An 11,796-nucleotide genomic window follows, 5' to 3' on the forward strand; every position below is an offset into this window, starting at 1 on the left:
TCAGCGCTGATACCTGAGGCACTCGAGTGCCTCATCCGGCGTCCAGAATTCGCCCAGCCGGCGGAACGACCGCGACGCGAGGTGGAACCGCTCGGCGGCGTACCGCCAGCCCCGATCGGTGGCGACGCGGTGCACGTGCCCGAGAACGCGTCCGGAGCGGTCGGTCACCCGCCACCGGCCCCGGCCGACGACCTGCACGCGCGCCCAGGCCAGTGCCGGCAGCTCGGGCGTGTCCATCGTGATCATGCCGTCCACGGTAGGCACCCCCTCCGACATCGCTGCGCCGCCGGGCGGGCAGGGGAAGCGCGTAGCGTGGAGGCGAGGGCCGGACCAGAGGAGGAGTCATGACCACGTTCGTGCTGGCAGGCGGCTGCTTCTGGTGCCTGGATGCGGCCTACCGCGCGCTGCGCGGTGTCACCTCTGTGGTCTCCGGCTATACCGGGGGCGAGACGCCTGCCCCGACCTACGAGCAGGTGTGCATGGGGCGCACCGGGCACGCCGAAGCGGTCGCGGTCTCCTTCGACTCCGACGTCATCCCGCCCGAGGTGATCCTCGACGCGTACTTCACGATGCACGACCCTCGGCAGCTGAACCGACAGGGCAACGACATCGGGACGCAGTACCGCAGCGCGATGTTCTTCGCCGACGACGGGCAGCGCCGGCTGTTCGAGGCAGCACGCGACCGCGCATCGCAGTGGTGGGACGGCGGGGTCGTCACCACCATCGAACCGCTCGGGGAGTTCTTCCCGGCCGAGGACGAGCACCAGGACTTCTTCGCGAAGAATCCCACGCAGGGGTACTGCCTGGCCGTGGCCGTCCCGAAGGTGAGCAAGGTGCGCGCCCGCTTCGCTGATTACATCCTGGCCGGCTGAGTCTCCTCCCCAGGCCGCGTGCAGCGCAGCCTGTCCCCAGCCCAGGTGCGCGGCCGTCCAGGGACCGCATCCGCTCGCGACGATGGTGACAGCTCCGGTGCCCGACGGGCACGCGGGCACCGGAGCATCCGACCGAGAGGATGCGACATGACCGAGATCATCACCGTCACCGGCAATATCGCCACCGAGCCCGAGCAGCGCACGATCGCCGAAGGCGTGCGGGTCACCTCGTTCCGCGTGGCATCCCCGCACCGCCGGTTCGACCGCGGGAGCGGGAAGTGGGTCGAGCAGTACACGAACTGGTTCACGGTGTCCGCCTTCCGCGGGCTGGGTGAGCACGCCTACGCGTCGCTGCATCAGGGCGACCGGGTGGTCGTCACCGGACGACTGCGGCTGCGCGACTGGGACACCGGGAGCAAACGCGGCACGACGGCCGAGATCGACGCCGACTCCGTCGGCCACGACCTGCTGTGGGGCACCACGTCCTACCAGCGCGCAGACGGCGGGGACGCCGACCGGGGAGCGGGGGAGCAGGCCCGTACGGGCGAGCAGGCCGCCGCCGGCGCCACCGATGCGAGCGGCTGGACCATCCCGGCCGGGGATCTGGTGGGTGCCGGGGCGGACAGGGTCTCCGCGGCCTCGGGAGGCCCGGACGAGACGCCGTTCTGAGGCGGCATAGACTGCCCTCGTGGCCCGAACGCTCCTGACCCGGCGTCTTGCCGCCCTCCTGCTCGCCGGAGCGCTGACCGCAACGGCCACGGCGTGCACCCCAGCATCCGAGCCTGCTCCCACGCAGACGGCCGCGTCACCGGCGCCCACGCCGTCCGACGCTCCGCCGACGCCGGCCGCGCCGGCGCTGGTGCCCGACGGCACCGCCGAGGACAACCTGCCCTTCTTCACCGGCATCGTCCAGGCGGTGTGGGCCGGACCTGACCCGGACCGAGTGGCGGGGCGTGCCTATATCGACGCTCTCACCGCGGCCGGATTCGATCGGACGGCGATGCAGGTCACCGCCGACGAGTCGACGGTGGGCAACCCCGCCGAAAGCATCCAGTTCTCCGTGCGGTGGGGCGAGGAGTGCCTCATCGGGCAGGTGGGACCCGCCACCGGCGACCCGGTGACCGCCGTGATGCCCGGGCTCGAGTCCGGCGGTTGCCTCGTCGGCAACACCCGTCCGATCGACTGGTGACGGCGGCGTCCAGGCGGCGGACCGTAGACTGGACAGGTTATGGCGGAATATATCTACTCGATGGTGCGCGCCCGTAAGGCCGTGGGCGACAAGCTGATCCTCGACGACGTCACGATGGCGTTCCTTCCCGGTGCCAAGATCGGCATGGTCGGTCCGAACGGTGCGGGTAAGTCGACGATCCTGAAGATCATGGCAGGGATGGACACTCCCTCCAACGGTGAGGCCAAGCTCAGCCCGGGCTTCACCGTGGGCATCCTCATGCAGGAGCCGGAGTTGGACGAATCCAAGACCGTGCTGGAGAACATCCAGGACGGCATCGCGATCAAGGCGAAGGTCGACCGCTTCAACGAGATCTCCGGTCTCATGGCCGACCCCGACGCCGATTTCGATGCGCTGCTGGCGGAGATGGGCACGCTGCAGGAGGAGATCGACGCCGCGGACGCGTGGGACCTCGACTCGCAGCTCGAGCAGGCGATGGACGCGCTGCGCACGCCTCCCGGCGACGCAGAGATCGCGCCGCTGTCCGGTGGTGAGAAGCGCCGCGTCGCGCTGACCAAGCTGCTGCTGCAGAAGCCCGACCTCCTCCTGCTGGACGAGCCGACCAACCACTTGGACGCCGAGAGCGTGCTGTGGCTGGAGCAGCACCTGCAGAAATACCCCGGCGCCGTCATCGCCGTCACGCACGACCGGTACTTCCTCGACAACGTCGCCGAATGGATCGCCGAGGTCGACCGCGGCCGCCTCATCGGCTACGAGGGCAACTACTCCACGTACCTGGAGAAGAAGCGCGAGCGCCTGGAGGTGCAGGGCAAGAAGGACGCCAAGCTGGCCAAGCGGCTCGCCGACGAACTGGACTGGGTCCGCTCGAACACCAAGGGACGCCAGGCCAAGTCCAAGGCGCGCCTGGCGCGCTACGAGGAGATGGCCGCCGAAGCCGACCGCACGCGCAAGCTCGACTTCGAGGAGATCCAGATCCCGCCGGGGCCGCGTCTGGGCAGTGTCGTGATCGAGGCGAAGAATCTGCAGAAGCGCTTCGGCGACCGCTCGCTCATCGACGGACTGAGCTTCAGCCTGCCGCCGAACGGCATCGTCGGCGTCATCGGCCCCAACGGCGTGGGCAAGACGACGCTGTTCAAGACGATCGTGGGCCTGGAGCCGCTGGACGGCGGCCAGCTCAAGATCGGCGAGACGGTCAAGATCAGCTACGTCGACCAGTCGCGCGCCAACATCGACCCGAACAAGTCGCTGTGGGAGGTCGTCTCCGACGGGCTGGACATCATCACCGTCGGCAAGGTGGAGATCCCTTCGCGCGCCTACGTGTCGAAGTTCGGCTTCAAGGGACCCGACCAGCAGAAGAAGGCCGGCGTGCTCTCCGGTGGTGAGCGCAACCGCCTGAACCTCGCGCTCACGCTCAAGGAGGGGGGCAATCTGCTGCTGCTGGACGAGCCGACCAACGACCTCGACGTCGAGACCCTGGGGTCGCTGGAGAACGCCCTCCTGGAATTCCCCGGTTGCGCGGTGGTCATCACGCACGACCGGTGGTTCCTGGACCGCATCGCCACGCACATCCTGGCGTACGAAGGCACCGAGGAGCAGCCCGACAAGTGGTACTGGTTCGAGGGCAACTTCGAAGCCTACGAGCAGAACAAGATCGAGCGCCTCGGCCCGGATGCCGCCAACCCGCACCGCTCCACCTACCGCAAGCTCACGCGTGACTGACCGGCCGCGGCTGCACATCCCCATCCACCTGCGCTGGGGCGATCTGGACGCGCTCGGTCACGTCAACAACACCTCGATGCTGAAGCTGCTCGAAGAGGCCCGGCTGCGGGCTTTCTGGCGCGGCGACGGCACCGCGGAGCCGCTTCCCACGGCCGTGTTCGACATGGACGTGCTGGAGAACGGCGGCGCCCGTGCGACCCTCATCGCCCGCCAGGAGATCGAGTACTACCGGCCGGTGCCGTACGGGCAGCGGCCGCTGGACGTGCAGCTGTGGATCGGGCGCATCGGCGGTTCCAGCGCGGACGTGTGCTTCGAGGTGTACAGCCCGCTCGGCGACGAGGAGCAGGTGCTGTACGCGCGGGCCACGGCCGTGGTCGTGATCGTCGACACCGCCACCGGCCGCCCCCAGCGCTGGAGCGCCGAGGAGCGCGCCGCGTGGACGCCGTTCCTCGACGAGCCGATCGACTACCGGCGGCGCCGTCAGTCCTGAGGGATGCGCACCATGATCTCCTGCGCCACGCTGGCGGCCAGGACGCCCTCGCGGGTGTAGATCCGCCCGGTGGCAAGCCCCCGTCCGCCGAGGGCGCTGGGGGACTCCTGCACGTAGAGCAGCCAGTCGTCCACCCGCGCGTCCCGGTGCCACCACATGGCGTGATCCAGGCTCGCCACGCGCAGTCCCGGATACGACCACGGGATGCCGTGGGCGCGCAGGATCGGTTCCTGGATCGTCAGGTCGCTCAGATAGCCGAGAGCGGCGCGGTGCAGCAGACGGTCGTCGGGGAGACGCCGCCGCGCGCGCATCCACACCGCCTGGCGCGGCGCGGGGTCGCCGGTGACCTCGAAGTAGATCGAAGAGGGCACGTGGCGCAGGTCGACGGGCCGCGCATTGAAGAGCCGCCGCGTCATGGGATGCTGCGCCTCGGGGCCGAGCGCCGGATCGGCCAGGTCGTCGGGGTCGGGGACGTCGGGCATCGGCTCCTGGTGGTCCACGCCGGGGTCCTCGTCCTGGAACGAGGCGATCATCGAGAAGATCGGCACGCCCGCCTGGTACGCCTGGGTTCGCCGGGTGGAGAACGAACGGCCGTCGTGGATGCGATCGACGGAGAAGGTGATGCCGTCCTCGACATCGCCGGGGCGCAGGAAGTACCCGTGCATGGAGTGGATCATGCGATCGGACGGCAGCGTGCGCGCGGCGGCGACCACCGATTGCGACAGGACCTGCCCCCCGTACACGCGCCCCGTGGGCATCGGCTGGGACGTGCCGGTGAAGATGTCCTCGGTGGTGCGTGCGCCGGCATCCTTCAGATCGAGGACATCCAGCAGTGCCTGCACCGAATCGACCGCGTCCGACACTCGTCCTCCTACCGGCGGGCGTCCACCACCCCTTGATAGTTTAGGCCGGGTGTCCCCGCGCCTGATCTTCCCCGACGCCCTGGCCGCGGCCGATCTGCTCACCTTCGCCTCCCGCGCCTCGCGGCTCGGGGACGGCGCGGTGCGGCTGCGCGCGGCGGCGGGGACGCTCGTGGTGACGTGCGCGCCGCTGGCCCCGCGCGGCCTGGGCGACAGCACGCCCACGATCCTGGGGATGCGCGTGATGGGCGTGGATCCCGAGCTCGAATGCGACCTCGTCGTCGCCGCCGACGCGCTCACGACGGCGCTGGATGACCGGGCGGCCGTGGCGCTGCCGGCCACGGCGCTCTCGGCGAGCTGGGCCGGTGTGTCGCCGCCGCGCGGCGGATGGGCCGCGGCGGGCGAGCTGACCGCATCCGTCCTGGCCGCGCGCGCGCAGTGGGGGATCGCCGCCGTCGCCGACCGGGTGCCCGTCGACGCCGGCGAGGACGCCGTCCGTGCCGTCCGCGCCCAGGTGTGGGGGCCGCCCGACGACGCCCTGGGCGGCCTGCCGCTGGGGGTGGCGTTCGCGGCCTTCGCCCTCGGCTTCATCGCCGGTGAGGAGACGGCGAGCATGCGCTCCGCCGGCCCGTGGACGCGGATCTCGCTCCGGCGCGGACACGTGCTGGTGCGCGGGCCTGTGCGCGCCGGGCTGACGCCCGTGCGCCGCACCGGCCCGGAGTGAGGGCCGACCGGGGCTACAGGGCCGCGGCCGCGGCGCGTCCGGCCGCGCGGCCGGAGAACAGGCAGCCGCCCAGGAACGTCCCCTCCAGTGCCCGGTAGCCGTGCATCCCGCCGCCGCCGAACCCGCTGCTCTCACCGGCGGCGTACAGGCCCGGTACCGGTGCGCCGGCGTCGCCGAGGACCTGGCCGCCCAGGTCGGTCTCCAGGCCGCCCAGCGACTTTCGCGTGAGGACGTGCAGCTTCACCGCGATCAGCGGGCCGGCGGCGGGGTCGAGGATGCGGTGGGGTGCGGCCGTGCGGATGATGCGGTCGCCGCGGAAGGCGCGCGCGGAGCGGAGCATCGCGATCTGCGCGTCCTTGGTGAAGTCGTTCGCCATCTCGCGGTCGCGGGCCTCCACCTCCGCGCGCACACAGGCGGCGTCCAGCGCGTCCCCGCCGGGCAGGGCCCGCATCCCGGCGATGAGGGCGTCGAGGTCCTCGCGCACGACGAAATCCTCCCCGTGGTCCAGGAAGGCCTGCACCGGACCTGCCGCGCCCTTGCCCAGGCGGGAACGGACGAGCAGGCCCAGGTCCTTGCCGGTCAGGTCGGGGTTCTGCTCGCTGCCGGAGAGGGTGAACTCCTTCTCCACGATGCGCGAGGACAGGACGAACCACGAGTGGTCGTAGCCGGTGGCGCGCAGGTGGGCGAGGGTCCCCAGCGTGTCGAACCCGGGGAACAGGGGAGCGGGCAGGCGCCGGCCCGTGGCATCCAGCCACAGCGAGGAGGGCCCGGGCAGGATGCGGACGCCGTGCGAGGGCCATACCGGGTCCCAATTGCGGATGCCCTCGACGTAATGCCACATGCGGTCGCCGTTGATGAGCCTGCCCCCCGCCTCGCCGGCGATGCCCAGCATCGACCCGTCCACGTAGGCCGGCACGCCGGTGACCATGGACCGCGGCGGCTCTCCCAGGCGGGCGGGCCACTGCGCGCGGACGAGGTCCTGGTTTCCGCCGATGCCGCCGGCCGAGACCACGGTGGCCGCCGCGTTCACCTCGAAGCCGCTGATGCTCTCGCGCGAGGATGCCGCGCCCCGGGGCGCGCCCGTGGGTGCCAGTACGTCGCCGGCCGCGCCGACGACGACGCCTCCGGCGGTGCGCAGCTGCGTCACCCGATGGCGCGGCAGGACGACGGCGCGCCCGTCGCGTTCTGCCTCTTCGAGTGCGGCTTGGAACGGCGCCACGATGCCGGGGCCCGTGCCCCACGCGATGTGGAAGCGGGGCACCGAGTTGCCAGGGCCCAGGGCCGTGTACCCGCCGCGTTCGGCCCACCCGACGATGGGGAAGAACCCGATGCCGAGTTCTTTCAGCCACGCGCGCTTCTCGCCGGCGGCGAAGGCGAGGTAGGCCTCGGCCCACTCCCGCGGCCGCGCGTCCTCCGGCCGATCGAAACCGGCCGTGCCGAACCAGTCCTGACGGGCCAGGTCGAGCGAGTCGGTGATCCCGAGTCTCCGCTGCTCGGGGGAGTCGATGAAGAACAGGCCGCCGAAGGACCACCACGCCTGACCCCCGAGGTTCGTGCGCGATTCCTGATCGACCACGACGATCCGCTTCCCCGCGCGCAGGGCCTCGCGTGAGGCGACCAGGCCCGCCAGGCCCCACCCGATGATGAGCACGTCGGTGTCGTGCGTCCGGACGGTCATGGCGACTCCTTCGTCGTCCCGGCGGTCAGCGGCGGTCGTCTCCCGCCAGTGGCAGCGATGACCGGGCTCCCCGGTCGCCCGTCGCGTCCATCGTGTTCACCATGGCATAGGCCGCGCGGGAGAGGTAGTCCCACAGGGTGGCCTCGTGCAGGGGAGGCAGTTCGAGCTCGTCGACGGCGGTGCGCATGCAGCGCAGCCACCGGTCGCGCGCATCCGCGTCCACGACGTACGGCATGTGCCGCATCCGCAGGCGCGGGTGACCGCGGCCCTGGCTGTAGGTGGTGGGTCCGCCCCAGTACTGCATGAGGAAGAGGGTCAGGCGCTCCTGCGCCGGCCCCAGGTCCTCTTCCGGATACATCGGCTTGAGCACGTCGTCCAGGGCCACCTCGCGGTAGAAGACCTCGACCAGGCGGCGGAACACCGCCTCGCCGCCGACCTCGTCGAAGAAGCTCAACGGTTCGCTCATGCGCCCGGCTCCTCGGGGCTGCCCGGCGCGGGCTTCCCGGTGGCGCGCTCGGCCGGCGGCGTCGGGGGTGCCGGGGGTGTCTTCGGGGCCTTCGATGAAGCGCCGGTGTCCTTCGCGCCGGTGTCCTTGCCGCCGGCGTCCTCCGCGGCCGCGCGCTTGCGGCGCGGCTTCCACACGGGGCGCTCCGGTGTCACCGGGTTCGGACGCGTCCTGGGCGGGTTGGCCCCCCGCACGCGCTGCGCCCCCTCGGGGCCGGAGAGGACGATGGAGTTCAGCTGGGGGATCTTCAGCCCCAGCTCTTCGATCGCGCGCTTGAGCCGCATCCGCAGCTCCCGGGCGACATCATCCTTGGCATTCGCGCGGGTCTTCAAGACGATGCGGATGACGAGGGCGTCGCCGCTGACGGACTCCAGGCCCCAGATCTCGGGCTGCTCGATGATGCGGGTACGCCACTTCGGGTCTTTCGTGAGTGTCTGGGCGGCCCCGAGCATCGCAGACTCGACCTCGCCGACGTCGGCGTCCGCCGGCACGGCCAGGTCGACGATGACGCGCGACCACCCCTGCGACATGTTGCCGATGCGCGTGATCTCGCCGTTGCGGACGTACCAGAGCGTGCCGTTGACGTCGCGGACGTGCGTGATCCGCACGCTGACGTACTCCACCACGCCGGTGGCGAGGCCGACATCGACGACGTCGCCGATGCCGATCTGATCCTCGGCGACGATGAAGATGCCGTTGAGGACGTCCTTGACGATGTTCTGCGCGCCGAAACCCAGGCCGGCGCCGATCGCGGCGGTCAGCAGGGTCAGCGAGGCGAGGATGTCGGGGGCCACGATGCCGGCGATGAGCACGAGGGCGATCACCACGACGGCCACGTTGACGATGTTCTGCAGGATGGAGCCGAGCGTGCGCGTGCGCTGCACGAGTCGCACCGCGCTCAGGGGCGAGCGCTCCAGCGCCTGCGTGTCGTCGACGTTCGCCTTGCTCTTGGCACCGTTGACGATGCGCCCCACGACGCGGCGGATCACGAACCGGAGGAGCCACGCGAGCAGCACGCTCACCGCGATCACGACGACGACGTTGAGGGCCTTGAGGCCGACATCGAGGGCGACCTCCCCGACACGCACCCAGAAATCCGGGTTCGTCACGTCGGTCTCGGGCGGGGGAGTGGGAGCGGACATCCCTCCCATGCTAGCGACGGATGCCTCGGCGCCGGCTGGGCGTCGAGGCATCCGTGCGGCGTGCCGCGCTACTCCGCGTCGCGCTCCTGCACCGCGAGGGCGCGCTCGACGCCCGCGAGGTTCTCGTGAACGAGGCGGCGGAGGGCCGGCGGGGCGTCGGGGTGCTCCGCCAGCCACGCGCGCGTGGCATCGCGCAGTGCGACGTCGGCGAGGGGCGCGGGGTACAGGCCCACGATCAGGTACTGCGCGATCTGGTAGGTCCGCGACTCCCAGATGGGCAGCAGCATGTCGAAGTAGGGCGCCACGAACTGCCGGAGTGCGTCGACCGTCGCGGGGTGGACGAAGCCCGCGGCCGCCGCCCGCACGATCGTGTTGGGCGCCTCGTCGTTGGCGACGAGCGCGTCCCAGGCCGCGGCTTTCGCCGCCGCATCCGGCAGGGCAGCCTTCGCCTGCGCGGCGAACTCCCCGCCCTTCGCGGTGTTGTCTGCCTCGAGGGCGGCGTCGATCTCGGCGACCCCGACACGTCCGCCGGCGGCGAGGGAGACCAGCAGCTGCCACGACAGGTCGGTGTCGATCTCGAGGCCTTCCAGCCGCGTCTGCCCGTCGCGGAGCGCGCGCACCTGGTCCCACTGGTCGGCGGTCGCCGCGGCCGAGGCGAACGCGGTGACGAACTGCAGCTGGCTGTCGCTGCCGGGCTCGGCGGCCTGCGCCAGCTCCCAGAGGCCTGCCGCGACCCGCTCGCGCGTGGCGTCGCGGGTCTCCGGGGCGACGTAGGAATTGGCCGCGAGCTGCAGCTGCGCAAGGGTCGTGCGGACGGTGGTGGACTCGGTCTCGGCGCCGATGTTGCGCAGCACGAGGTCGACGTAGTCGCTCGCGGAGGCCTCGGCATCCCGCGTCTGGTCCCACGCCGCGCCCCACACCAGCGAGCGGGCGAGGGGGTCGCTGATGTCCTTCAGGTGCGCGATGGCGGTGCGCAGCGACCGCTCGTCCAGCCGGATCTTGGCGTAGGCGAGATCGCCGTCGTTCAGCAGCACGAGGTCGGGGCGGCGGTGGCCGGTCAGCTCGGGCACGTCGGTGCGGTCGCCGTCCACGTCCAGCTCCAGGTAGTGCGTGCGCTCGAGGGCGCCGTCGGTGAGGTCGTAGAACCCCACGCCCAGCCGATGCGGACGGATCGTCGGGTAGTCCGCGGGCGCGGTCTGCACGATCCCGAAGCGGGAGATCGTGCCGTCGGAGGATTCATCGATGAGCGGCGAGAGCGTGTTCACGCCCGCCGTCTCCAGCCACTTCTTCGACCAGCCGGCGAGGTCGCGGCCGCTCGTGGCCTCGAGCTCGGACAGCAGGTCGGGCAGCTCGGTGTTGGACCACTCGTGCTTGGCGAAGTACGCCGCCACGCCGGCGAAGAACTGCTCGATGCCGACCCAGGCGGCCAGCTGCTTGAGCACCGAACCGCCCTTGGCGTAGGTGATGCCGTCGAAGTTGACCTGCACGTCTTCGAGGTCGTTGATCTCGGCGACCACAGGGTGCGTGGAGGGGAGCTGGTCCTGCCGGTAGGCCCAGGTCTTCTCCATGGCGTTGAACGTCGTCCACGCGTGCGTCCACTCGGTGGCCTCGGCGGTGGCGATCGTGGACGCCCACTCGGCGAACGACTCGTTCAGCCACAGGTCGTTCCACCACTTCATGGTCACGAGGTCGCCGAACCACATGTGCGCGAGCTCATGCAGGATCGTGACGACGCGACGCTCCTTGATGGCGTCGGTGACCTTGCTGCGGAACACGTACGACTCGGTGAAGGTGACCGCTCCGGCGTTCTCCATCGCACCGGCGTTGAACTCCGGCACGAACAGCTGGTCGTACTTGGCGAACGGATACGGGTACGCGAACTTCTCCTCGTAGTAGGCGAAGCCCTCGCGCGTCTTGTCGAAGACGTAGTCGGCGTCCAGGTACTGCCACAGGCTCTTGCGCGCGTAGACGCCCAGCGGGATGACACGGCCGGAGGAACTGGTCAGCTCCGAGAACGTCGACTCGTAGGGGCCGGCGATGAGCGCGGTGATGTAGGACGAGATCCGCGGCGTGGGCTCGAACGTCCACGTGGCCGTCCCGTCGCCGTGGCGCTGCGGCTCGGGCGTGGGGGAGTTGGAGACCACCGCCCACTGCTCGGGGGCGGTGACGGTGAACTGGAAGGCGGCCTTCAGATCCGGCTGCTCGAAGACGGCGTACATCCGCCGCGAGTCGGGAACCTCGAACTGCGAGTACAGGTAGACCTCATCGTCGACCGGGTCGACGAAGCGGTGCAGCCCCTCGCCGGTGTTGGTGTAGAGGCAGTCCGCGTCCACGACGAGTTCGTTCTCGGCGGCCAGGCCGCTCAGCGCGATGCGCGAGTCGGAGAAGGCGCCCAGGTCGACCGGGCGGCCGTTGAGGGTGATCTCGCGCACTTCGCGCGCGATCAGGTCGACGAAGGTGTCTGCGCCCTCGGCGGCGGCGAAGCGGATGACCGTCCGCGACCCGAACACCTCCGCGCCCCGCGTGAGGTCGAGGGCGACCTCGTACGAGTGGGTGTCGACGACGGCGCGGCGCTCCTGCGCCTCGATGCGGGTGAGGTTCTCTCCAGGCACGTGCA

At 70.9% G+C, this 11,796-nt stretch carries 12 protein-coding genes; 6 read left to right on the plus strand and 6 right to left on the minus strand.

Annotated features, from left to right (window positions below):
- On the minus strand, nucleotides 1–246 hold the full coding sequence (locus E4V99_RS13385; protein ID WP_135117555.1) for a hypothetical protein: 246 nt from the start codon (nucleotides 244–246) through the stop codon (nucleotides 1–3).
- A gap of 98 nt (nucleotides 247–344) precedes the next feature.
- Here E4V99_RS13385 and msrA point away from each other — a divergent pair, with 98 nt between their 5' ends.
- From msrA to E4V99_RS13410, 5 genes are all read left to right on the plus strand, one after another.
- Nucleotides 345–872 carry a peptide-methionine (S)-S-oxide reductase MsrA gene (gene msrA / locus E4V99_RS13390; RefSeq protein WP_135117556.1) on the plus strand — a complete coding sequence of 176 codons (528 nt, stop codon included), beginning with the start codon at nucleotides 345–347 and terminating at the stop codon, nucleotides 870–872.
- 147 nt (nucleotides 873–1,019) lie between these two features.
- Nucleotides 1,020–1,541: a single-stranded DNA-binding protein gene (ssb, locus tag E4V99_RS13395; RefSeq protein WP_135066956.1), complete on the plus strand. Its 522-nt coding sequence runs from the start codon at nucleotides 1,020–1,022 to the stop codon at nucleotides 1,539–1,541.
- Nucleotides 1,542–1,560: 19 nt separating this feature from the next.
- The gene (locus E4V99_RS18650) at nucleotides 1,561–2,061 is read left to right on the plus strand and encodes a hypothetical protein (RefSeq protein WP_240742653.1); all 501 of its coding nucleotides are present in this window, start codon (nucleotides 1,561–1,563) and stop codon (nucleotides 2,059–2,061) included.
- Nucleotides 2,062–2,100: 39 nt separating this feature from the next.
- Complete coding sequence (gene ettA, locus E4V99_RS13405) at nucleotides 2,101–3,780, plus strand: energy-dependent translational throttle protein EttA (RefSeq protein WP_135066953.1); 1,680 nt, start codon at nucleotides 2,101–2,103, stop codon at nucleotides 3,778–3,780.
- Nucleotides 3,773–4,270, plus strand: a complete 498-nt coding sequence (locus tag E4V99_RS13410) for a thioesterase family protein (protein ID WP_135066950.1) — start codon at nucleotides 3,773–3,775, stop codon at nucleotides 4,268–4,270. Before ettA ends, E4V99_RS13410 begins: the two co-directional genes overlap by 8 nt.
- Here E4V99_RS13410 and E4V99_RS13415 read toward each other — a convergent pair.
- Nucleotides 4,261–5,133 (minus strand): acyl-CoA thioesterase II, encoded by an 873-nt coding sequence (locus E4V99_RS13415; RefSeq protein ID WP_245233189.1) that lies wholly within the window; start codon nucleotides 5,131–5,133, stop codon nucleotides 4,261–4,263. The genes E4V99_RS13410 and E4V99_RS13415 overlap by 10 nt on opposite strands.
- A 49-nt stretch (nucleotides 5,134–5,182) precedes the next feature.
- Here E4V99_RS13415 and E4V99_RS13420 point away from each other — a divergent pair, with 49 nt between their 5' ends.
- Complete coding sequence (locus E4V99_RS13420) at nucleotides 5,183–5,854, plus strand: hypothetical protein (protein ID WP_135117557.1); 672 nt, start codon at nucleotides 5,183–5,185, stop codon at nucleotides 5,852–5,854.
- Between the two features lie 13 nt (nucleotides 5,855–5,867).
- Here E4V99_RS13420 and E4V99_RS13425 read toward each other — a convergent pair whose 3' ends face one another.
- The 4 genes from E4V99_RS13425 to pepN all read right to left on the minus strand — a co-directional run bounded on the left by E4V99_RS13425 (nucleotide 5,868) and on the right by pepN (nucleotide 11,791).
- Nucleotides 5,868–7,532, minus strand: coding sequence for an FAD-binding dehydrogenase (locus tag E4V99_RS13425; protein WP_135117558.1), 1,665 nt, complete (start codon nucleotides 7,530–7,532; stop codon nucleotides 5,868–5,870).
- Nucleotides 7,533–7,557: 25 nt separating this feature from the next.
- Nucleotides 7,558–7,998 carry a globin gene (locus tag E4V99_RS13430; RefSeq protein WP_135066941.1) on the minus strand — a complete coding sequence of 147 codons (441 nt, stop codon included), beginning with the start codon at nucleotides 7,996–7,998 and terminating at the stop codon, nucleotides 7,558–7,560.
- Nucleotides 7,995–9,179 (minus strand): mechanosensitive ion channel domain-containing protein, encoded by a 1,185-nt coding sequence (locus E4V99_RS13435; RefSeq protein WP_209305631.1) that lies wholly within the window; start codon nucleotides 9,177–9,179, stop codon nucleotides 7,995–7,997. Before E4V99_RS13435 ends, E4V99_RS13430 begins: the two co-directional genes overlap by 4 nt.
- Before the next feature lie 68 nt (nucleotides 9,180–9,247).
- A complete protein-coding gene (gene pepN, locus E4V99_RS13440) occupies nucleotides 9,248–11,791 on the minus strand; it encodes an aminopeptidase N (RefSeq protein WP_135117560.1) in 2,544 nt (847 codons plus the stop codon).
- Nucleotides 11,792–11,796: the final 5 nt, after the last annotated feature.

It is taken from the genome of Microbacterium sp. dk485, from assembly GCF_004570445.1.
GTDB classification, from domain to species: domain Bacteria; phylum Actinomycetota; class Actinomycetes; order Actinomycetales; family Microbacteriaceae; genus Microbacterium; species Microbacterium wangchenii.